This is a genomic window from Streptomyces sp. GL_148 (assembly GCF_057834205.1).
In genome coordinates this window covers 6342580-6364431 of sequence record NZ_CM174396.1, presented here as the reverse complement: position 1 = coordinate 6364431, position 21852 = coordinate 6342580, and the positions used below count along the sequence as shown (strand labels likewise).

Below are 21852 nucleotides of genomic sequence, written 5' to 3'. Positions count from 1 at the left end.
GCTGCCGGGGCTCAGGGGTACGAACCCCGGAAAGATGAGGTGCGCGAGTGATGGCCACTGCCGTGAGGCCGCGGACCGGGGCGCCCGCACCCGAGCGCCCCGGAGTGACGCCGCATCCGAAGTCCGGTCCGGGCCGTTTCGGGCCGTTCCGCTTGCAACAGCTCGTACTCCTCCAGGTCGCCGCGGCGGCGCTGTTGGCTGCCTGGGTCGTGGAGCCGCTGCTGCTGGCTCCGGCCGGTGTGCTCGCCCTGGTCCTCGTCCTGCTCGCGGTCGTACGCAGGCACCGGCGCTCGCTGCCCGAGTGGATCGGCGGCGCGCTGGCGCTGCGCGCACGCCGCCGCCGGGCCGCCTCCACGGCCGTGCCGGCCGGCACGGAGCCGGGGCTGGCCCCGCTCGTCGAGGCCGATCCGGCGTTGCGGACGCTCACGTTCAGCGAACGGGAGCGGGACCGTGACCGGCGGCCCGTCGGGATGGTCGGCGACGGCACCTTCCTGACCGCGGTGGTCCAGGTCGACATGGACGCCACCGCGCTGCGGCCCGACCGGGCGGCGCGGCCGCTGCCGCTGGCCCTCGTACGGGACGTCCTCGAAGTGGACGGCATCCGGCTGGAGTCGGCGCAGCTCGTGCAGCACACCCAGCCGGCACCCGCGCCACACCTGCCGGCCCAGTCGATGGCCACGCGCAACTACGCCCCGCTCCAGGCCCTGACCGGGAGCCCGGCGGTGCGCCTCACGTGGATCGCGCTCAAGCTTGATCCCGAGCTGTGCCCCGACGCGGTCACCGCGCGCGGGGGCGGGCTGCCGGGTGCGCAGCGGTGTCTGGTGCGGGTCGCGGACCAGTTGGCGAGCAGGCTCGCGGGGGCCGGGTTCCGCGCGACGGTGCTCACGGAGCAGGAACTGACGGGCGCGCTGGCCACTTCCTCGTGCGCGAACCCGATGGCGATCACCCAGGCGGGGCGGTCGGCGGCCACGGGACGGCGTACCGAGGAGACCGCGCGGACCTGGCGCTGCGACGACCGGCGGCACACCACGTACTGGATCAGCCGCTGGCCCCAGCTGGGCGGGAGCGGGGCCGGACTGCCGCAGTTCGTCGCGCTGTTGACCTCGCTGCCGGCGCTGGCGACGAACTTCAGCCTGACGATGACCCCGGCCGCGCGGCACGAGGTCGCACTGACCGGACACGTACGGGTCACCGGGCGCAGCGACGAGGAACTGGTCACCGCACGGCGCGGACTGGAACAGACGGCTCGGGGAGTCAAGGCCGGGCTGGTGCGGCTGGACCGGGAGCAGGTGCCGGGGCTGCTGGCGTCGCTTCCGCTGGGAGGAGCGCGATGAGGGGCTCTCGATCGGGATCCGGATCGGGAACGGGCACGGGGTCGAGCACGGGAACGGGCTCGGGAACGGGCTCGGTGCGGGGCGGCTTCGGGCTGGTCGGCCCGCGCCGGGAGCGGCACGTGGTGCAGGCGGCGGAGCTGGACGCGCTCGCGCTGCCGGTCGGGGACGACGGGGTCGTCATCGGCGTGGACTCGGCGGGCCGCCCGGCGGTCCTCGGCGTCAACCGGCCGACACCGTACGAGGTCATGCTGATCGGCGGCCTCTGGACGGCGCAGGTCCTGGCCCTGCGGGCGGCCGCCACGGGCGCGCGGGTGACGGTGGAGACCGGGCGCGGCCAGGTGTGGTCCGGCCTGGCACAGGCCGCGGGCGGGGGCCAGCAGTGCGTGACCCTGCACGACGTGGGCCGGGTGCCGCCGCAGGGCGCGTCGGCGGGCAGTCCGGTCCTGGTGATCCGCGACTGCGGCATGCGACCGCCGCGGGGCCGGGTGGCAGCGGGACCCTGGCAGTCGGTCCTGACCCTGCTCCCGTACCTGAGCCCGGCGGCCCCCCGACTGGTGAACAACGCTTCGCTGGTCGGCATCCAGCGGGTCTCCCCGGACGAGGCCGAGCAACTCGGCCGCCTGATGCGGCTGCCCGCGGCGGCGGTGGAGTCGCTGCCGACGCTGGGCGACGGGGTCACGCTGTGGTGCACCGAGCGGGACCGGCAGTTCGTGATGACGCAGCCGACGGACGGGGAGACGGGCCTGCTGGGTCCGGCACGGCGCATCGACTGAACAGGTGGGGCCATCCCCTGCCGGGGGGAGCCGGGGTGCCGCGAGGTTCAGCCTCACGGGGGACCCTGGGTCGCGCGGGTGGACACTCGGGAGGTACCGGTTCGAGGGGTCGCCGCTCGGGGAAGCCGGTTGGACGGGTCTGCACGTGCGGGGCACTCGGGATTTCCACGGACCGACCGTCCGTGGGCCGGCGGGCCGGCGGGCCGGAGGCTGGCGGCCGTGGGCCGGAGGGCCGGAATCGGGCAGAGCACGCACGACCGGACACCCGGCCTGCTCACGGGCCGGGAACGAGCAGGTCACCGGCGGGCAAGCCGAGAACCGCCAGTTCGGGTAACGGCAGTGTGAGAAGCGGAAGTTCGGGGACCCGACGGAACCGAGACTGACAGCTCGGGAACCGACAGCCCGAACCGGCGGTGGCGCGGCGCTGATGTCCGGAACTGACGGGCGCGTAGCCGCCGGCGCCCCGCGGGGCAGGCTCGGGCCGCTGCGCGGAGCCAGTCCCCTACCCGCCCTTCGCCCGTTCCCCGGGGCTCCGCCCCAGACCCGCGCCTCAAACGCCGGCGAGGCCGGAGTGTGCCGCGCAGCGGCATCCTTAGCCCGTCCGGCGTTTGAGGACCGGGTCCGGGCAGAGCCCGGGGAACGGGCGAAGGGCGGGTAGGGGACTTCGCCCCCGCAGGGCCGCCCCACCCACGCCACACGAGCGGCGCACAGGGCACGCACACGCCGAGCCGAGCCGAGCCGAACCGAGCCGGGGCCCACGGGCCAGGAGCAGGCAAGCTCCGAACCGGCGGTCCGGAACGGGCAACACCGCAACGGACCGCACCGCGACGCGCACTGCCGACAAACCCGCCCCCTGGAAGTACGGGCGGGTTGGGGACCCGCAGAGCGGGAACGGGTGGGTTGGGACCGGCCCGCACACGCCGGCGCCCCTCAAAGCGCAGCACGCGGCCGGCAGGGCCGGTACCCGGGCAGGACATGGCGATGTGGCAGGTCGGGGAGGCGGGGATTGGCCGGGGGCCCGGCCGTATGGGCAGGATGGAGGCGGCTCCCGGCCCGTGGTCGACCTCGGGTACGGGCCGACGGGGGCGGATACCCGCTGCGGGACACGATTAGGCTGGGCGCCGGCGTGGCGCGGTGGGACGCCGGACCAGTGTTCGACAGATCAGGAGGACCAGTGAGCGGCGATCGGAACGAGAGGCGCGGCGGGACGTGGGACGTCCCGACGGACGATCAGTCCGACGCGGAGCCCGAGCTGACGGGCGAGTTCACCATCGACTACACCCCGCCGGCCTGGTACACGCAGGGCGCGGCCCCGGCGGCCGCCGCGATCCCGGGACTGCCCGAAGGCAGTGGCTTCGAGCCCCACCGGCCGCCGTCGTCGGACCTGGAGACCCCTCCGACGATGCGCATCGCCCCGCCGGCTCCGCGCGCGGCGTCGACCGCACCGGTGCCGGCACCGGCCATGCCGTACGCAGGAACCCCCGACGCGCCCACGGCGCTGACCGCGGACTCCCCGGCCGCACCGTACGCTCCGGCGGCAGACACCTCAGCCTCGCCGTACCCGTCGCCCGAGGTCACTGCCGTCCCGCCGCTCTACCCATCGGCCCCGGCCAGTGCCCCGCCGTCGTACCCGTCGACGCCGGGCAGCGACGCCCCGCTCCGCACGCCGGCCCCGGACGCCGCCCTGCCGTCGTACCCGTCGGCCTCAGAGACTCCAGCCCCCGCCTACGACAGGGCCCCGGACTCCGCACAGCCGTCCTACCCGTCGGCCTCGGACAGCACCGCCGCCCCGGCCCACAACCCGGCACCGGACGCCTCCCCGCCGTCGTACCCGTCGGCTCCGGACGGCGCCGCCCCGCCCCACACGCCCGGCCCGGACACCGGACTGCCGTCGTACCCGGGTGCCCCCGCCGCGGCGTACCCGTCCGCCTCGGACCTTGCCGCCGCACCCCACACCCCGGCCCCGGGCACCGACCTGCCGCCGGACCCGGCGGCCTCGGCCGGCGTCGTGCCGGGCCGCGCCGACGGTGCCGCTGCGCAGGACGCCTCGCCCGCCGACCCTGCGTACGCGTCGGGCCCGCTGAGCCCGGCCGGTTCGGGTTCCGAGGGCGCCGCCCCGCCTGCGGCCGCACAGGGCGCAGAGGGCTCCCCGGGGGCGTCGTACGCACCGGCGCCCACCAGTGCGGAAGGCACGCAAGGCACGGAGGGTGCCGCACCGGCGGCGTATCCGAGCGGCGCCCTGCCCGCCGGGTCCCCGGCCGATCGGGTCCCCTTGAGCGACCCCTACGCGTCCGCGCCGGCCGCGGCGGAGCACGGCACGCCGCCCGCTGCCGTGCGTACGCCCACTCCCCCGGCGGGGACGGTCATTCCGACGCCGCGCGCAGCGAACACGTTCGAGGGATCCACCGGATCCGGCTCGGCATCCGGCTCGGCATCCGGCTCGGCATCCGGCTCGGCGTCCGGCTCGGCGTCCGGGACCGAACTCCCGCAGTGGTCCTCGGAGTTGTCCGCACCCGCGGATCCCCAGGCCGGGTACGACATCCTGCCGCCCGCGCAGCCCCGGCCCCAGACGCCGGACGCCGGGTACGGATTCCCGCCCGCGCAGCAGACCCCGCAGCCGGGCCCCGGGTTCCCCCCGCCCGCACAGCAGCAACAGCAACAGCAGTACGCCGATTCCCGCGGCGGCCAGTGGCAGCAAGGCCCCCAGGGGCCGCACGGGCCCCAAGGCCCGCAGGGCCCCCACGGGCACGACCCCCGCTACGGCGCCCCCCAGCCCTCCGGCGGCGCCCCCCTCGGCTACACCGCCGCCGTCGAGCTGTCCTCCGACCGCCTGCTCCGCGGCAAGCAGAAGGCGAAGAGCGGCAACAACGCCTCCGGAGGCGGCGGCCTGTTCCGCTTCGGCGGCAAGGCGGCCGAGGCCGAACGGCGCCGCAAGCTGGAGCTGATCCGCACCCCGGTCATGTCGTGCTACCGGATCGCCGTGATCAGCCTCAAGGGGGGCGTCGGCAAGACCACGACCACGACCGCCCTCGGCGCCACCCTCGCCACCGAGCGCCAGGACAAGATCCTGGCCATCGACGCGAACCCCGACGCCGGCACCCTCGGCCGCCGCGTGCGCCGCGAGACCGGGGCCACGATCCGGGACCTGGTCCAGGCGATCCCGTACCTGAACTCGTACATGGACATCCGCCGGTTCACCTCCCAGGCGCCCTCCGGTCTGGAGATCATCGCCAACGACGTGGACCCGGCCGTCTCGACGGCCTTCAACGACGAGGACTACCGCCGCGTCATCGAGACGCTCGGCCGCCAGTACCCGATCATCCTCACCGACTCGGGCACCGGCCTCCTCTACTCCGCCATGCGCGGGGTCCTGGACCTGGCCGATCAGCTGATCATCATCTCGACCCCGTCGGTGGACGGCGCGAGCAGCGCCAGCACCACCCTCGACTGGCTCTCCGCGCACGGGTACGCCGACCTCGTCTCGCGCTCCCTCACCGTGATCTCAGGGGTCCGCGAGACCGCCAAGATGATCAAGGTCGAGGACATCGTGCGGCACTTCGAGACCCGCTGCCGCGGTGTCGTCGTGGTCCCGTTCGACGACCACCTCGCGGCCGGCGCCGAGGTCGACCTCGACATGCTCCGGCCCAAGACGCGCGAGGCCTACTTCAACCTCTCCGCCCTGGTCGCCGAGGACTTCATCCGCGCCCAGCAGCAAGCGCCCCAGAACCACTGGGGCCAGCCGCAGCCGCCCCAGCAGCCCTACCCGCAGCCGCCGCAGCCCCAGCAGCCGCAACCCCCGTACGGGCAGCAGCCCTACCCCACCCCCGGCCAGCCCTGGCCCCAGCAGCCCGCTCCGCCGCAGCCCGGCGGGCCCCCGCGCGACCCGCGCCTGGGCTGACGGAGCCGGCACACGCACGAGGGCCCGTACCGCCCCCGGAATCCCCGGGGCGGTACGGGCCCTCGCCCGTTGTCCAACCATTCGTCAGGCCGTCAGCTCGTCAGGCCATACGGCCGTCAGTGCTCCGCGTCGTACGAGTCCGTCAGCACCCGCGCGCGCTTCACGTCGTCCGCGATGGCCTCCAGCAGCCCGTCCAGCGACTCGAACTTCGCCATCCCGCGCACGTAGGCGAGGAAGTCGACGGCCACGTGCATGCCGTACAGGTCCAGGCCGACGCGGTCGATCGCGTACGCCTCCACGGTCCGCTCGGTCGCGTCGAACTGCACGTTCGTGCCGACCGAGATCGCCGCCGGCATCCGCTCGCCGTCCGCCGTCAGCCAGCCCGCGTACACCCCGTCGGCCGGGATCGCGGTGTGCGGCTGCGTCTCCACGTTCGCCGTCGGGTAGCCGAGCTCACGCCCGCGCTGCGCTCCGCGCACCACGACGCCCTCGACCCGGTGCGGGCGCCCGAGGATCTCGGCCGCGCCCTCCATGTCGCCCTGCCCCACCAGCTTGCGAGCGAGCGTGGAGGAGAACGGCACGCCGCCCCCCGCCTCGCCGCGCTCCACCAGGTCCACGACCTCGACCTCGTAGTCGTAGGTGGCACCGAGCTGACGCAGGAACTCGACGTTGCCCGCGGCCTTGTGGCCGAAGCGGAAGTTCGGCCCCTCGATGACCGCCAGCGCGTGCAGCTTGTCGACGAGCACCTTCACGATGAAGTCGGCCGGGGACAGCTGCGAGAACTCCGCCGTGAAGGGCAGGATCAGCAGCGCGTCCACGCCCAGCCCGGCCATCAGCTCGGCGCGCCGGTCGTACGGGGCCAGGATCGGCGGGTGGCTGCCGGGGCGGACGACCTCGCTCGGGTGCGGGCTGAAGGTGACGACGACGGAGGGGACGCCGAGCTCGCGCGCCTTGGCCACGGCACGTCCGATGATCAGCTGATGACCCCGGTGGACGCCGTCGTAGGAGCCGATGGTGACGACGCCGCGTCCCCAGTCCTGGGGGATGTCCTCCAAGCCACGCCAGCGCTGCACTGTGACCGCTCCTCGCCCGAACCCTGTAGGCCCTGTCCTGGTTGCCGATTGCAGGTCTAAGACTGCCATGCCGGTGGCCGCTGCCCATCATCGGCGTCGTCCGGCGGGGACGCGCTGTTCGCGAGGGTCTCGACCGTCCGGCGCGCGCTCGGCCCCAGCAGCGCCGCAGCCTCCTGCGGCGCCCGCTCCAGCCAGGAGGCCACGAGCGCGCCGAAGGCCGGTTCGGCCCGCGCCAGCTCGACCGTGCGCCGCTCGAAGACGGCCGGGCCGCCCGGGGCCCGCAGCAGTTGCCGGCCGGTGCGTCGCAGCAGGTCCCGGGTGCGGTCCGGTGCGCCGGTGGCCGCCCCCGCCGCCAGCGCGCCGAGGAAGGTGTCGAGCACCGACGGGTCACGCTCCTCGCGGAGCAGTTCCTCCGCCAGCTCTCCACGGAGCGTGTACGAGGACTCCGTTCCCGGGGCGGCCAGTACGCCGGCCAGCGCAGCGCGCACCGGGGGCGGACCGGAGCCCAGGAGGTCCCGTACGAGCGGGCGGAGCACGGGGGCGGCGGCCAGTCCCTGTTCGAGCCGCCGGTCCACGAACGCGGCGGCGTGCGCGGCGTCCTGCGGGTGCCGCGCCAGGTGGTCCCGTACGAGGTCGGCCGCGCGCCTCGCGAGGCCCGGCGTGGTCAGCGCGGCCAGGGCGCGCACCACTTCCCCGTCGGCCCGCTCCCGCAGCGCGGCGAACACCGCGTCCGGGTCGGGCAGCACGGGGAGCGCGGCGACCAGCGCGGAGGCGGGCAGCGGCGTACGGCGCCCGGGGTCGCGGAAGCAGGCGAGGGCTTCGGGGAGGTAGCGGGCCCGTACCTGGGGGTCGCGGAGCAGGATCCCGAGGGCGCTGCCGTGCAGGGAGGCGTCCGCGGGGCGGGCGAGGAGGGCCTGCGCGGCGTAGCGCAGCAGCTCGCGGTCGGCGGGGGTCCTCACGTGCGGGGCGGTGAGCGGCCCGTACGCGGCGGCCGCGACCCGGCGGCCGGGCCGCTCGTCGTGGGCCCAGCGGTCCACGGCCCGGCTGAGGGCGGAGGGCTCGTCCTGGGCGAGTACGGCGAGCAGCTCGTCGGCGCGGGGGTGCGCGGCGGTGACGAGTGCCTCGGTGAGGTCGTCGACGGCGAGGCTGCGGTGGGTGTGCAGGAGCGCCTGCGCGGCGGTGGCGACGGTGGCCCCGGGCCGGCCGAGGAGCCGCCGCTCGTCGCGGAACCAGCCGCAGAGCAGCGGCTGCACGAGCCGCGGCGCCCGGGCCAGCCGACGGGCGGCGGCGTCGAGAAGGCGGTGGTCATGGGGCACCAGCCGCCGCAGCAGCGCGAACCGGTCCTCCTCGGCGACCCGCACCCGGGTCCAGAACCACGCCCCGAACTCCCCCTCGTCCTCCCGGCCCTCACCGGGCTGGGGCGAGCCGCCGGATTCGGTGGTCCCGCCGGTCCCCCCGCCGCCCGCGCGGGCGGCGGCACCGTCAGCCACCTCGGGGCGCAGGTGCCCGGCCTGCCCACCCGGCGCGCCGGCCTGCGGGATCCCGCCCCGGGCGGGGACCCGCGGGTGCTGCCCGGTGGTACCGGGTCCCGCCCACGCGGTGGTACCCGCCGGGCCCGGGCCCCCCAGGGCGCCCGCGTACGCCGCGGAACCGGCCGGCGTCGGGGCCGCCGCGGCCGGCGCCGGGCGCAGCGGGTCCGCCCCGGGAGGGGTGCCTCCCGCCGGGGCGGGCCGGGCCAGGTGCTCGGCCAGGGCGTGCAGGACCGCGAGGCAGGGCGTGGCGTCGGGGGCGCGCAGGAGGGTTTCGCCGACGAGGCGGGCGGCCCACCAGCGGGGTTCGGGGCCGGTGTCCTCGCCGAGCAGGGCCACGAGCCGTTCCAGCGCCGCCGTCCGCTCCCCGGGCGGAAGCAGGCCCACGGCCTCCAGCACGGGACCGATGCGGTGCCGGGGCACGTCCCGGCCCAGGGTGTCCAGGGCGGCGGGGAGGTCCAGGTGGGCGGCCTGCAGCCAGTCGGCGAACTCCTCGTGGGCGAAGCGGTAGCCCTCGCCGGCGGGCACCAGCAGCCCCTCGGCGAGCACCGCGGAGGCCCACCCCGACCGCCAGGGGAACAGTTCCTCGAAGGAGGCCCGGTCCAACTGCCCCTGCCCCGGCCCCAGACAGCGCCGCGCGGCCTCGTGCACCCGCCCGGCCACGCGCGCGGCCAGCCGGCCCGCGCCCGGCCCGTACACCCCGGCCGTGTCCGGCCCTCCGGTGTACGGCCCTCCCCTGTACGGCCACGCCGGCCCGCCCATGTCCGGCCCTCCCGGCCCGCCCATGTCCGGCCATGCCGGCCCGCCCATGTCCGGCCCTCCCGCCCCGCCCATGTCCGGCCATGCCGGCCCGCCCGTGACCGGCCCGCCCGTGCCCGGCCCGGCCATGTCCGGCCCGCCGGTGCCGGCCGGGTCCGCGGCCCCGCCGGGTCTACGGGGCTGCGGCAGCGCGGCCGACACCCGGACGGCCACGCGCAGGCACAGCAGGTCCAGGTGCGCGGCGAACACCTCGTCGCGCGACGGACGGCCCGCGGTGACCCCGGCCGCGCGGAGCTCCGCGAGCAGCCGCAGCGTGAGCGGGTGCCGGGCGTCGGCCGCCGCGACGGCGTCGGCCGGGATCCCCAGCCGGGCCCGGACCTGCGCCGCTTCCTCGGGGGTGAGATCGCCGATCGGGACCGCCGGCGGCAGCCGCCGGGCCGGACGGGCCGGGGTGCGGAGCATCCGCGGCGGGTAGAGCCGCCCGGCCGACTCCCAGTGCTCGGGGCGGGCGGCCACGACCAGCCGGGCCCCGCTCGCGCCGAGCCAGGCGGCGGTGGCCCCGGTCCACGGCCCGGCCCGGCCCGCGAGCCGCGGCGGCATTTCCTCGGACCCGTCCAGGACGACGAGCAGGGCCCGCCCGGCCGAAGCCACCAGCGCGGCCAGCCCCGACGCCGGGTCCGGCCCCTGGGCGGCGGCCGGCACCTCCAGGATCCGGCCCGCCTCCGTCAGTGCCCGCGCCACCGCGTCGGCCAGCGAGGTGTCGTCGGGCCGCAGGTCGGCGCCGCGCAGCCAGAGCGTCGGGGCCGGGCGCGGGCCGCGGGAGCGGCGGACCGCCAGGGCGGCGAGGGCGGTGGTGCGGCCGGTGCCGGGGCGGCCGACCAGGGCGAGGACCGGGCGGTCCCCGGCGGTGAACGCGTCGAGTTCGGCGGCGATCGCCGGGCGGTCCACCGGCTCCGGTCCCCCGGCGGCGAGGGCCGCGCCCAGGGTGGTCCCGGTGAGCTGCAGGGCTCCGGCGAGGTTCAGGTCGGCGCCGTAGCCGGGCACGGTGGCGGCGTTGCGCTCCAGCAGCGCGGCGAGGGGGCCGCCCGCATCGGCGGCGGCCGCGGCAGCGAGGGGCACGGCGAGGCCACCGGAGCGGTGCTCCGCCTGCAGAGCGGTGCACAGGACCGCGAGCACCGCTCCGGTTCCGGCGTCCAGCACCGGGCCCCCGCAGGCCTCGCCGCCGAGCCGCAGCGCGTCGCGCCCGTCGGTCCCGATGGCCAGTTCCAGCGCGGCCGGGAGCAGGTGGAAGCGGTCCGTCGCCGTGTGGGCGACCGTGTAGGTGGCCTCGGCCGCGCCGAGCACCCGCGCCTGGCGCCAGCCCCGCGCGGGCAGCCGTACGTACGTCCCGGGAGCGACCACCCCCCGCGGCGCGACCGGCAGCGGCCGTACCCCGAGCCCGTCGCTCCGTACGAGCGCGAGCCCCAGCTCCGGCAGCGCGGTCACGTCCGAGGCCCCCGCCGTCCAGGTCCGCTCCCCCGCCGCCGGCCCGTGCAGGACCACCCGGGCCAGTCCGTCCACGGCCTCGTGGCTGGTGAGCACCGTCCCGCGGTCGTCCGCGACGAACCCGCTCCCCCGCGGCCGCCCGGCGAGATCGCAGATCCTGATCAGTTCCGCCGTCACCGCACCACTCCCCGCCGCGCGTGCCCCGTAGGCACGACGGTAGGCAGAGGAAGATCAGCGGGAACAGCACGCGTGGCGAAAGCGCCCCCTTACGCTCCCTCCATTCACTCCGAGCGCCTGCTCGGACGGGTGAATAAGGGGGTCCGGGTGGATAGAGACCTACCCGAGGGGGGTCGTGGAGCGGTGAGCAGCAGTTCCTGTGAGCTCACCGCTCCACGTCAATCGGAGACCGGACGCTCGTCTCAGCCGGGCAGCCGGACAGCCGGAGAGCCGGACAACCAGATCAGACCGGTCAGACGAAGACGGCGAGCGACTTGGCCTTGCCGCCCTTGCTCTCCACGAGCCCGAGCAGCTGCCCGTCCGGCCCGTAGACCGCGACCGCCTTGCCCGGTTCGTACTCGTCCGGCATGTCGATCCGTACGCCGTTCGCCAGCAGTGACGCCCGCCGGGCGTCCAGCTGCCAGCGCGGGAACGCGGCAGCCGCCGCGTCGCCGATCGGCATGACGGTCAGCTCCTCCTGGAGCTGGTCGAGCGTGCGCGCCCGGTCGATCTTGTACGGGCCCACCCGCGTGCGCCGAAGCGCCGTGAGGTGCCCGCCGACGCCGAGGTCGGCGCCGAGGTCCCGCGCGAGCGCGCGGATGTACGTACCGCTGGAGCAGACCACGGAGACGACGAGGTCGACGACCTTGGTGCCGTCCTCGGCCTCCGCCTCCCGCATGTCGTACACCTGGAACGAGGAGACGGTCACCGGACGGGCCGGGATCTCGAAGTCCTCGCCGTCGCGTGCGCGCTTGTAGGAGCGCACGCCCTTGATCTTGATGGCGCTGACCTTGGACGGGACCTGCATGATCGCGCCGGACAGCTTGGCGATGCCCGCGTCCACGCCCTCCCGGGTGACCCCGGTGGCGTCCGTGGACGAGGTGATCTCGCCCTCGGCGTCGTCCGTCAGGGTGTTCTGGCCCAGCCGGATGGTGCCGAGGTACTCCTTCTCCGTGAGCGCGAGGTGACCGAGGAGCTTGGTGGCCTTCTCGACGCCCAGGACCAGCACGCCCGTCGCCATCGGGTCGAGCGTGCCGGCGTGGCCGACGCGGCGGGTCTTGGCGATCCCGCGCATCTTGGCGACCACGTCGTGCGAAGTGAAGCCGGACGGCTTGTCGACGATGACCAGGCCGTCCGGCGTCTTCCCTGCGTTGGTGCTCATTACGCGGATGCGTCCCCGTCTTCGTCGGCGTCAGCGTCGTCGGCGTCGTCCTCGTCGGGCTTCTTGTACGGGTCGGCCTCGCCGGCGTACTGGGCGCCGGAGGAGACCTCCCGCACCTGGGCGTCGGAGGTGCGCGCCTTCTCGAGGAGGTCCTCGATGCTCTTGGCGGTCTCCGGAAGGGCGTCCGCCACGAACGTCAGGGTCGGCGTGAACTTGGTCTGCGCCGCCCGGCCGACCGCGGAGCGCAGTACGCCCTTGGCGCTCTCCAGGCCCGCTGCCGCACTGACTCGCGCCTCGTCGTCGCCGTACACCGTGTAGAAGACCGTGGCCTCCCGCAGGTCGCCGGTGACCCTGGTGTCCGTGATGGTCACGTGCGTACCGAGGCGGGGGTCCTTGACGCCGCGCTGCAGCTTCTCGGCCACCACCTCCCGGATGAGGTCCGCCAGCTTCTTCGCCCGCGCATTGTCGGCCACTGGTCCGTCTCCTTCTTCGTCTTGCGGTCAGTCTTCATCACCGTGGAGCCGTCGTCGTACCGACAGCAGCTCCACTTCCGGACGTGCCGCGACCAGCCGCTCGCAGCGGTCCAGTACATCCGAGAGGAACCCCGTGTCCCCACTCACCAGAGCGACCCCTATACGGGCCCTGCGGTGCAGGTCCTGGTCGCCCACTTCGGCCGCGCTCACAGAGAACTTGCGCTGGAGCTCGGCCACGATGGGCCGGACGACGGAGCGTTTCTCCTTCAGCGAGTGAACGTCGCCGAGGAGCAGATCGAAGGACAGAGTCCCCACGTACATGCAGGTCCGGATATCCCGCCGGTGCGGGTTCGGTGGCCTGCCGGCCGTCGCGCGGCAGGGTCATCAGAACCGTACACGCAACGGCCGGGGCCGATCGACGGATATTCCGCCGACCGGCCCCGGTGTTACAGCTACCTACGACACGGTGCGAACCGCCTCGCGCTTACGCGCGGGGCTTCTCGCGCATCTCGTACGTCGCGATGACGTCGTCGATCTTGATGTCGTTGAAGTTACCGAGGTTGATACCGCCCTCGAAGCCTTCGCGGATCTCGGTGACGTCGTCCTTGAAGCGGCGCAGACCGGAGATGGTGAGGCTCTCGGCGATGACCTTGCCATCGCGCAGGAGCCGCGCCTTGGTGTTGCGCTTGACCTCGCCGGACCGGATGAGGACACCGGCGATGTTGCCCAGCTTGGACGAGCGGAAGACCTCGCGGACCTCCGCCGTACCGAGCTCGACCTCTTCGTACTCCGGCTTGAGGAGACCCTTCAGGGCCGCCTCGATCTCCTCGATGGCCTGGTAGATCACCGAGTAGTAGCGAACGTCGACACCCTCGCGCTCCGCCATCTGCGCGGCACGGCCGGCCGCACGGACGTTGTAGCCGATGACGATGGCGTCGGAGCCCATCGCCAGGTTGATGTCGGACTCGGTGACCGCACCCACACCGCGGTGCAGGATGCGGATGTCGACCTCTTCGCCGACGTCGAGCTGGAGCAGCGAGGACTCGAGAGCCTCGACCGCACCGGACGCGTCGCCCTTGATGATGAGGTTGAGTTCCTGGACCAGACCGGCCTTGAGGACCGAGTCGAGGTCTTCCAGGGACACCCGGCGGACGCGCTTGGCGAAGTTGGCGTTGCGCTCACGCGCAGCACGCTTCTCGGCGATCTGACGGGCGGTGCGGTCCTCGTCGACGACGAGGAAGTTGTCGCCGGCGCCGGGGACGTTGGTGAGACCCAGGACCAGGACGGGGGTCGCGGGACCCGCTTCCTCGACGTTGTTGCCCTTGTCGTCGAGCATGGCGCGCACTCGGCCGTAGGCGTCGCCCACGACCATCGTGTCGCCGACGCGGAGGGTACCGCGCTGGACGAGGACGGTGGCAACGGCACCGCGGCCGCGGTCGAGGTGGGACTCGATCGCAATACCCTGAGCGTCCTGCTCCGGGTTGGCACGCAGGTCGAGCGAGGCGTCGGCGGTGAGGACGACGGCCTCGAGCAGGGAGTCGATGTGCAGACCCTGCTTGGCGGAGATGTCGACGAACATCGTGTCGCCGCCGTACTCCTCGGCGACCAGACCGAACTCGGTGAGCTGACCGCGCACCTTGACCGGGTCGGCACCCTCGACGTCGATCTTGTTGACCGCGACGACGATCGGAACGCCGGCGGCCTGGGCGTGGTTGAGCGCCTCGATCGTCTGCGGCATCACGCCGTCGTTGGCCGCGACCACGAGGATCGCGATGTCGGTCGACTTGGCACCACGGGCACGCATGGCGGTGAACGCCTCGTGACCCGGGGTGTCGATGAAGGTGATCTTGCGCTCTTCACCGTTGACCTCGGTACCGACCTGGTACGCACCGATGTGCTGCGTGATGCCACCGGCCTCGCCCGCAACGACGTTCGTCTTGCGGATGGCGTCGAGCAGTCGGGTCTTACCGTGGTCGACGTGACCCATGACGGTCACGACCGGCGGACGCGGCATGAGGAATTCCTCGCCGCCCTCGTCCTCGCCGAACTCGATGTCGAAGCCCTCGAGGAGCTCGCGGTCCTCTTCCTCCGGGCTGACGATCTGAACGACGTAGTTCATCTCGCCGGCCAGCATTTCGAGGGTCTCGTCGGAGACGGACTGCGTGGCAGTGACCATCTCGCCGAGGTTCATCATCACGGCGACGAGCGACGCCGGGTTGGCGTTGATCTTCTCCGCGAAGTCGGTGAGGGACGCACCGCGGGACAGGCGAACGGTCTCGCCGTGACCACGCGGCAGCATGACGCCGCCGACCGACGGGGCCTGCATGGCCTCGTATTCCTGGCGACGCTGGCGCTTGGACTTGCGCCCACGACGCGCGGGACCACCGGGACGACCGAAGGCACCCTGCGTGCCACCACGGGCACCGGGACCACCGGGACGCCCGCCGAAGCCGGGACGACCGCCGCCACCGGCACCAGCCGGACCGCCGCCGAAGCCGCCGCCACCGGGACGGGGACCGCCGAAGCCGCCACCGCCACCCGGACGCGAGCCCGGACCGGCCGGACGACCGGCGAAGCCGCCGCCCGCGGGACGACCGGCGCCACCGGCGCCGCCGGGACGGGGACCGCCCGCACCGGGACCACGGCCACCGGGGCCGCCACCGGGACGGGGACCGGGACCACCGGCAGCGGGACGCTGCGGCATCATGCCCGGGTTCGGACGGTTACCACCGGGGGCACCACCCGGACGCGGAGCGCCGCCCTGCGGGCGGGGCATGCCGCCCGGGGTCGGACGACCCGCACCGGCACCCTGCGGACGCGGAGCGCCGCCGGGGCCGCCCTGCGGGCGGGGAGCACCCTGACCGCGATCGGCGCCGGGGGCACCGGGACGCGGAGCGCCGGCCGGACGGGGCGCCTGCGGGCGCGCCATGCCGGTGGAGCCACCAGAGGTGAACGGGTTGTTGCCCGGACGGGGACCGGCCGGACGGGCGCCCTGCGGACGCGGTGCCTGGGCACCGGGACCTGCGGGACGCTCGGCACGCGCCGGAGCGGCACCGGCCGGACGCGGGGCGCCGGGACGGGCGCCGGACTGGCCGCCCTGGGCCGCCGGACGCTCGGTGCGCTCGGGGCGCTGCTGCGCCGGACGCGGACCGGGGGTCGCGCCGGGGCCGGCGGGACGGTCGGTGCGCGCCGGAGCCGCGGCGGCCGGAGCCGCCGGAGGCGCGGAGAACTCGGTCGCCACGGGAGCCGCCGGAGCGGGCTTCGGGGCGGCCGGAGCCTTGGGACCGGGACGCGGACCACCGGGGGCGGCGGTCGGGGTCACCGGGGCGGGGGCGCTGACGGCCGGGGCCTCGGCAACGACCGGCTTGGGGGCCGGGGCGCCGGGCTTCGGGGCAGCGGGACGTGCAACAGCACCCGGGGTGGGAACCCCGGGCTTGGCGGGGGCGGCCTTGCGGGGCTCACCCGGCTTCGCAGCGGACTTGCCGGCGTTGCCGCCGGGGCCCTGCAAAGCATCGGTCAACTTGCGTACGACCGGCGCCTCGATCGTCGAGGACGCCGAACGGACGAACTCACCGAGTTCCTGGAGCTTGGCCATGACGACCTTGCTCTCAACTCCGAACTCCTTGGCGAGTTCGTATACCCGGACCTTAGCCACTTCGCTCCTTTTAGGTCCGGGTTACGCCGGACCGTCTCTACTTCATGCTCGTACTCATCGCGTACTCATCGAGGGGTGCTCATCGCAATCTCGACCTACTTCCAACTCGCGAGGTACCTGACCGCACGGTGATCCGTGCCGTACTACGTGCTTACGGTGTCGCCTCGGCCTCATCGGCCATGGCGTTGTGCAATTCCGCCGTGTCGAACGGTCCTGCGGACTTGAAGGCCCGGGAGAACGCCCTACGGCGGACAGCCTGGTCGAGGCAGACCACGGCGGGGTGCACGTAGGCACCCCGGCCGGGCAGCGTACCGCGAGGATCGGAGACACATTTGTCACCGACCGCCACGATGCGCAGCAGATCGCTCTTGGCCGCTCGCTCCCGACACCCCACACAGGTGCGTTCGGGGCATGCGCGGGCTTGCGTCCGGCCAGACACGCTTAAGTCTACCTCCCCGCACCGACCTCACCCCTTCGGGCGAAAAATCGAACGGATGTTGTCGTGATCACTAGTGCCGGGTCCGGCCGCTGAAACCTCGGCGGCGGACAGCCGTGCACGTCGGGCAGGGCTCTTTTCGCCCCTGCCGTTCCTGTGTACCGCTCGGACAGCTCCGGGCGGTACCGGTTTTATTCCCCGCGGCGGTCGTCGCGCCGGTCGTCCCGGCGCTCGTCGCCCCGGTCGTCCCGGCGCTCGCCGCGGTCGCGGTCGTCCCCGTCCGAGGGCTGCTCGGTGTCGGGGCGGATGTCGATGCGCCAGCCGGTCAGGCGAGCGGCGAGGCGGGCGTTCTGGCCCTCCTTGCCGATGGCCAGCGACAGCTGGTAGTCGGGCACGGTCACCCGCGCGGACCGGGTGTCCCAGTCCACGACCTCGACCTTGCTCACCCGGGCGGGTGACAGCGCGTTGGCGACCATCTCCGCCGGGTCGTCCGACCAGTCGACGATGTCGATCTTCTCGCCGTGCAGCTCGGCCATGACGTTGCGCACACGGCTGCCCATCGGGCCGATGCAGGCGCCCTTCGGGTTGAGGCCGGAGCGGTTGGCCCGTACGGCGATCTTGGTGCGGTGACCGGCCTCACGGGCGATCGCGCAGATCTCGACGCTCCCGTCGGCGATCTCCGGGACCTCCAGCGCGAACAGCTTCTTCACCAGGTTCGGGTGGGTGCGCGACAGGGTCACGGACGGACCGCGGACACCCTTCGCCACCCGCACGACGTACGACTTCAGGCGCAGTCCGTGCGTGTAGTCCTCGCCGGGGACCTGCTCCTGCACGGGCAGCATGGCCTCCATCTTGCCGATGTCGACCAGAACGTTCTTCGGGTCCTTGCCCTGCTGCACCACGCCGGTGATGACATCACCCTCGCGGCCCAGGAACTCGCCGAAGGTCAGGTCGTCCTCGGCGTCGCGCAGACGCTGGAGGATCACCTGCTTGGCGGTCGTCGCGGCGATGCGGCCGAAGTCCGACGGGGTGTCGTCGAACTCCTTGGCCTCCTGGCCCTCTTCCAGGTCCCTCGGGTCCTCGGTCGCCCACACGATCACGTGACCGTTGGTGCGGTCGAGCACGACGCGTGCGCGCCGGAAGCTTCCCTCGGTGCGGTGGTACGCGATGAGGAGGGCCGACTCGATCGCTTCGACGAGCAGGTCGAAGGAAATCTCCTTCTCCCGAACCAGACCCCGCAGGGCACTCATGTCGATGTCCACGACTACGCCTCCTCTTCCTTCTTGTCCTTGCGGTTGAACTCGATCTCGACACGCGCCTTGGCGATGTCGGTGAAAACGATGCGGCGGGCGGTCGCCTTGCGGCCCTTCACGCCCGGGACTTCGAGGTCGACGCCCTCGTCGTCGACGTCGAGGATGCGGGCGATCACTTCCCCGCCGTCCGACGTCTGGAACTTCACGAGCCGGCCGATCGCCCGGATGTAGTGACGGTGCTCGGTCAGCGGGCGGTCCGCGCCCGGCGAGCTCACTTCGAGGACGTACTCGTCCTCACCCATCGCGTCGGTCTCGTCCAGCAGGTCGGAGACCTCGCGGCTCAGCTCGGCGCACGCGTCCAGCTCCACGCCCTCGTCGGAGTCCACGATGATGCGCAGCATCCGGCGCTTGCCCGCCTTGGACGTCTCGATCTCTTCGAGGTCCAGGCCCTTGGCGGCGACGAGCGGCTCCAGCAATGCGCGCAGCCTGTCGCTCTGGGTGGTGCTCATCCGGGTGACTCCTCGGCCGCGTGTGCTGTTGTGGTTTCCGTCGTGCGTCAGGTCAAAGGGTATCCGGTCGCGGGGGGTGTTGCCGTCCGCGCTGTGGACGGGGCCCCGGGTACCGTGATCACACCCTGCCGGCCATCAGCCCGGCCACCACCCGAAGGACGGCCCCGTGCCCTCGACCCTGCCGTCGCGAAGAGCCCTGCTCGCCGGTGCCGCGGGCATCGCCGGTACCGCGCTGCTCAGCGGTTGCACCGAGGGGAGCCCGCCCGCCGCGGACCCCGAAGTTCCACTCGAACGGCGGATGCGCGAGACGGCCGTTCGTGAAAGCGAGCGACTGCTGGAACGTTACGACGCCACGACCGCCGCCCATCCGTCCCTGGCACAGCACCTCGCACCGCTGCGCGCCTCGGTCGCGGCGCACACGGCGGCCCTCGCCGACGAGGGGTCCCCGGCGGCCTCGTCCGCGCCCTCCCGCTCCGCCTCCGCTCCCGCCCGGTCCGCCTCCCCAGCCCCGTCCTCCCCCGCCCCGTCCTCCTCCGCCGTTCCGTCCGGCGCCGCGGCCGCCGCTGCGCCCGCTGCCGGGGCCGCGCCGGTGCCCGCCGCGCCCGCCGACGCGCTGACCGCGCTCGCGGACGCCGAGCGGAGCCTGGCCGAGGCCCGGACGATCTCCCTGGCCGGCGCCCCCGGGGAGCTGGCCCGGATGCTCGCCTCGGTGGCGGCGTGCGGCCACGTGCACGCGTACCTGCTGACCTCGAACCCGGGAGCCTCCTCGTGACCCCCGCACCCTCCCCCGCCGGCCAGGTCCTGGAGGCCGCGCAGGCCGCGCTCGCGGCCGAGCACGCCGCCGCGTACGGCTACGGCGTGATCGGGGCCCGGGCCGCGGCCGCGCGCTCCGCCGAGGCCCGTGAGGCGTACGGCGGCCACCTCGCGCGCCGCGACGCGCTCGCCCGCACCGTGCGTGAGCTGGGCGGTTCTCCGCGCCCCTCCGAGGCGGCGTACACCCTGCCGTTCACGGTGCGCACGCCCGCCGACGCGGAGCGGCTGGCCGCCGGGATCGAGGACCGGGTGGCGGGCGCGTACTCCGATCTGGTGCGCGCCGCCGAGGGCCGGTTGCGCCGCGAGGCGGCTGACGCGCTCACCGCCGCGGCCGTGCGCGCGGCACGCTGGCGCGGTGTCGGCGTAGCCTTCCCTGGGCTCACGGAACGCGCGGACACGCCGCGGACCTAGCGCGCAAGCATGCGCGACGAGCCCGGGCACAGCTGAAAGGGACCACGCACGCATGGCTTTCGAACCGCCGCAGCGGCTCGTACGGGCGCTCGGCGAGCTGCCGGAATCGGCGCACGTCTCGGACTGGCTGGGGCAGCTGCCCCGGCTGGCGGAGGGCGCGCTGGCCCGGCGCGGGGTACACGCCCAGCGGGTGCAGGCCCCCGGCGGCCGCAGCAGCCTGGTCGTCCTCGTCCGGTACGCCGACGGGACCCCGGCCGCGCTGAAGCTGGCGCCGCCGGTGCTCCGGCCCGACCGTGAGCTGGCCGCGTTGGCGCACTGGGGCGGCTTCGGGGCCGTACGGGTCCTCGACACGCGCCACCACGAGGAGGACGGGGCGCTGCTGCTGGAGCGGCTGCACGCCGAGGTCTCGCTGCGCTCGCTACCGGAGGCGAAGGCGCTGCTGGAGGCCTGCGGCACGCTGCGCCGACTGTGGGTGGCCCCGGCGCCGGGGCACGGCTGGGAGACGGTCGCCGAGCGGACCGCCGAGCAGGCCGAGGTGCTCCGCAAGGCTCCCCCGGAGGCGGCCGAGCTGGCCGCGGCGGCGCTCGCGGCCCGCGAGGAGCTGACGGCGGCGCCGGCCGAGGAACTGCTGCTGCACGGGAACTTCCGGCAGGGCAAGGTCCTCGCCGGCGAGCGCGCTCCGTGGCTGGCGGTGGGGCCGGACCCGATGGTCGGCGAGCGGGCCTACGACCTGGCGCGGCTGGTACGGGACCGGCTGGAGGACCAGATGGCCTCCTCGGCGGGGGCCTCGGGCGCCCGGCGACGGGTGAACAAGCTGGCCGACGCCCTGGAGGTGGACCGGGACCGGCTGCGGGGCTGGACGCTGTTCCGGGCCGTCGAATCGGGCAACCGGGCGCTGGCCTGCGGCCGGCGGCGGGACGCGGAACTGCTGCTGGAGTTCGCGGGCTGGTTGTAGGGCATACCGTTGGTACATAGGTGTGTCCGGCAGGGGGCCGTCATGGTCGAAGAACTGCTGACAGCGGCAATCGCCGCCGGTGTGGGTGTCGTGGTCTACATGGGTGCCGCGGCCCGGGTGGTGAAGCAGTACGAGCGGGGCCTGGTCTTCCGCTTGGGCAGGCTGCGCCAGGAGATCCGGCCGCCCGGCTTCACGGTGGTCGTGCCCGTGATCGACCGGCTGCGGAAAGTGAACATGCAGATCGTGACGATGCCGGTGCCTGCGCAGGAGGGCATCACGCGGGACAACGTCACAGTGCGGGTGGACGCGGTCGTGTATTTCAAGGTCGTCGACCCCGCCAGCGCGGTCATCGCGGTCGAGGACTACCGCTTCGCCGTCTCACAGATGGCGCAGACCTCGCTCAGGTCGATCATCGGCAAGTCCGACCTGGACGACCTGCTGTCCAACCGGGAGATGCTCAACCAGGGCCTGGAGCTGATGATCGACAGCCCCGCAGTGGGCTGGGGCGTCGGGGTCGACCGGGTCGAGATCAAGGACGTGTCCTTGCCGGAGACGATGAAGCGGTCGATGGCCCGGCAGGCGGAGGCCGACCGTGAGCGCCGGGCCCGGGTCATCAACGCGGACGCGGAGCTCCAGGCCTCGCACAAGCTGGCGGAGGCGGCGGCGGTCATGTCCGACCAGCCGGCCGCGCTTCAGCTGCGCCTGCTGCAGACGGTCGTCGCCGTGGCTGCGGAGAAGAACTCCACCCTGGTCCTGCCGTTCCCGGTGGAGCTCCTGCGCTTCCTGGAACGCGCGGCCCCGCCGCCCGCGGCTCCGCCGTCTCCGGGCCCGGCGGCCCCCGCTCCTGCGGCCGCGCCGCCAGGCATCGCGGGTCCTGCTCCCGCGGCGCCGTCCGCGGACACCGGTGCGGGTCTCGGTCCCCGGGCGGCGGACGAGCCCTGCCTGGACGGATCCCCGCTGCCGCCCCCGGCGGAGCCGGACGAGCGCGGCTAGGCGCTTCGCGGAGCCGTCCCCTATCCGCCTTCCACCGTTCCCCGGGGCTGCGCCCCGGACCCCGCGCCTCAAACGCCGGCGGGGCTGGACGTGCCGCGGACCGGGTCCGGGCACCGCCCGGGGAA

Annotated in this window: 16 protein-coding genes; 7 read left to right on the top strand and 9 right to left on the bottom strand. The window is 74.3% G+C overall.

What is annotated here, in order from left to right:
* Positions 1–50: 50 nt before the first annotated feature.
* From eccE to AC3IYI_RS29200, 3 genes are all read left to right on the top strand, one after another.
* The gene (gene eccE / locus AC3IYI_RS29210) at positions 51–1334 is read left to right on the top strand and encodes a type VII secretion protein EccE (RefSeq protein ID WP_489406487.1); all 1284 of its coding nucleotides are present in this window, start codon (positions 51–53) and stop codon (positions 1332–1334) included.
* A gap of 74 nt (positions 1335–1408) precedes the next feature.
* On the top strand, positions 1409–2107 hold the full coding sequence (locus tag AC3IYI_RS29205; protein WP_489406486.1) for a hypothetical protein: 699 nt from the start codon (positions 1409–1411) through the stop codon (positions 2105–2107).
* Positions 2108–3281: 1174 nt separating this feature from the next.
* Positions 3282–6005, top strand: a complete 2724-nt coding sequence (locus tag AC3IYI_RS29200; protein ID WP_489406485.1) for an SCO5717 family growth-regulating ATPase — start codon at positions 3282–3284, stop codon at positions 6003–6005.
* A gap of 116 nt (positions 6006–6121) precedes the next feature.
* On the opposite strand, the gene AC3IYI_RS29195 is transcribed toward AC3IYI_RS29200, so the two are convergent.
* From AC3IYI_RS29195 to rimP, 9 genes are all read right to left on the bottom strand, one after another.
* On the bottom strand, positions 6122–7078 hold the full coding sequence (locus tag AC3IYI_RS29195) for a bifunctional riboflavin kinase/FAD synthetase (protein ID WP_489406484.1): 957 nt from the start codon (positions 7076–7078) through the stop codon (positions 6122–6124).
* Between the two features lie 56 nt (positions 7079–7134).
* Positions 7135–11028, bottom strand: coding sequence for a serine protease (locus tag AC3IYI_RS29190; RefSeq protein ID WP_489406483.1), 3894 nt, complete (start codon positions 11026–11028; stop codon positions 7135–7137).
* A 292-nt stretch (positions 11029–11320) separates the two neighbouring features.
* Positions 11321–12229: a tRNA pseudouridine(55) synthase TruB gene (gene truB, locus AC3IYI_RS29185; RefSeq protein ID WP_243337546.1), complete on the bottom strand. Its 909-nt coding sequence runs from the start codon at positions 12227–12229 to the stop codon at positions 11321–11323.
* Positions 12229–12702 (bottom strand): 30S ribosome-binding factor RbfA, encoded by a 474-nt coding sequence (gene rbfA, locus AC3IYI_RS29180; RefSeq protein ID WP_478690277.1) that lies wholly within the window; start codon positions 12700–12702, stop codon positions 12229–12231. The genes truB and rbfA overlap by 1 nt, the downstream gene beginning before the upstream one ends.
* A 27-nt stretch (positions 12703–12729) precedes the next feature.
* Positions 12730–13023: a DUF503 domain-containing protein gene (locus AC3IYI_RS29175; RefSeq protein ID WP_030161467.1), complete on the bottom strand. Its 294-nt coding sequence runs from the start codon at positions 13021–13023 to the stop codon at positions 12730–12732.
* Positions 13024–13186: 163 nt separating this feature from the next.
* Positions 13187–16357: a translation initiation factor IF-2 gene (infB, locus tag AC3IYI_RS29170; RefSeq protein WP_489406482.1), complete on the bottom strand. Its 3171-nt coding sequence runs from the start codon at positions 16355–16357 to the stop codon at positions 13187–13189.
* Between the two features lie 151 nt (positions 16358–16508).
* Positions 16509–16796 carry a YlxR family protein gene (locus AC3IYI_RS29165; RefSeq protein WP_489406481.1) on the bottom strand — a complete coding sequence of 96 codons (288 nt, stop codon included), beginning with the start codon at positions 16794–16796 and terminating at the stop codon, positions 16509–16511.
* A gap of 188 nt (positions 16797–16984) precedes the next feature.
* On the bottom strand, positions 16985–18055 hold the full coding sequence (gene nusA, locus AC3IYI_RS29160) for a transcription termination factor NusA (RefSeq protein WP_489406480.1): 1071 nt from the start codon (positions 18053–18055) through the stop codon (positions 16985–16987).
* Positions 18056–18057: 2 nt separating this feature from the next.
* Positions 18058–18555, bottom strand: coding sequence for a ribosome maturation factor RimP (gene rimP / locus AC3IYI_RS29155; RefSeq protein ID WP_489406479.1), 498 nt, complete (start codon positions 18553–18555; stop codon positions 18058–18060).
* Positions 18556–18721: 166 nt separating this feature from the next.
* Between rimP and AC3IYI_RS29150 the strand changes: the two genes are divergently transcribed.
* From AC3IYI_RS29150 to AC3IYI_RS29135, 4 genes are read left to right on the top strand one after another with little or no spacing between them, the layout of a single operon-like run.
* Positions 18722–19327 (top strand): hypothetical protein, encoded by a 606-nt coding sequence (locus AC3IYI_RS29150; RefSeq protein ID WP_489406478.1) that lies wholly within the window; start codon positions 18722–18724, stop codon positions 19325–19327.
* Positions 19324–19779 carry a ferritin-like domain-containing protein gene (locus AC3IYI_RS29145; RefSeq protein ID WP_489406477.1) on the top strand — a complete coding sequence of 152 codons (456 nt, stop codon included), beginning with the start codon at positions 19324–19326 and terminating at the stop codon, positions 19777–19779. The genes AC3IYI_RS29150 and AC3IYI_RS29145 overlap by 4 nt, the downstream gene beginning before the upstream one ends.
* A gap of 52 nt (positions 19780–19831) precedes the next feature.
* Positions 19832–20734 carry an aminoglycoside phosphotransferase family protein gene (locus AC3IYI_RS29140; RefSeq protein WP_489406476.1) on the top strand — a complete coding sequence of 301 codons (903 nt, stop codon included), beginning with the start codon at positions 19832–19834 and terminating at the stop codon, positions 20732–20734.
* A 42-nt stretch (positions 20735–20776) separates the two neighbouring features.
* The gene (locus tag AC3IYI_RS29135; protein ID WP_489406475.1) at positions 20777–21727 is read left to right on the top strand and encodes a slipin family protein; all 951 of its coding nucleotides are present in this window, start codon (positions 20777–20779) and stop codon (positions 21725–21727) included.
* The last annotated feature ends 125 nt before the right edge of the window (positions 21728–21852 follow it).

Excerpts from the sequence above, each read along its gene's own strand:
- eccE (WP_489406487.1), top strand. The coding sequence starts at position 51 with ATGGCCACTGCCGTGAGGCCGCGGACCGGGGCGCCCGCACCCGAGCGC.
- truB (WP_243337546.1), bottom strand. The coding sequence starts at position 12,229 with ATGAGCACCAACGCAGGGAAGACGCCGGACGGCCTGGTCATCGTCGAC.
- AC3IYI_RS29175 (WP_030161467.1), bottom strand. The coding sequence starts at position 13,023 with ATGTACGTGGGGACTCTGTCCTTCGATCTGCTCCTCGGCGACGTTCAC.
- rimP (WP_489406479.1), bottom strand. The coding sequence starts at position 18,555 with ATGAGCACCACCCAGAGCGACAGGCTGCGCGCATTGCTGGAGCCGCTC.
- AC3IYI_RS29140 (WP_489406476.1), top strand. The coding sequence starts at position 19,832 with ATGGCTTTCGAACCGCCGCAGCGGCTCGTACGGGCGCTCGGCGAGCTG.
- AC3IYI_RS29135 (WP_489406475.1), top strand. The coding sequence starts at position 20,777 with ATGGTCGAAGAACTGCTGACAGCGGCAATCGCCGCCGGTGTGGGTGTC.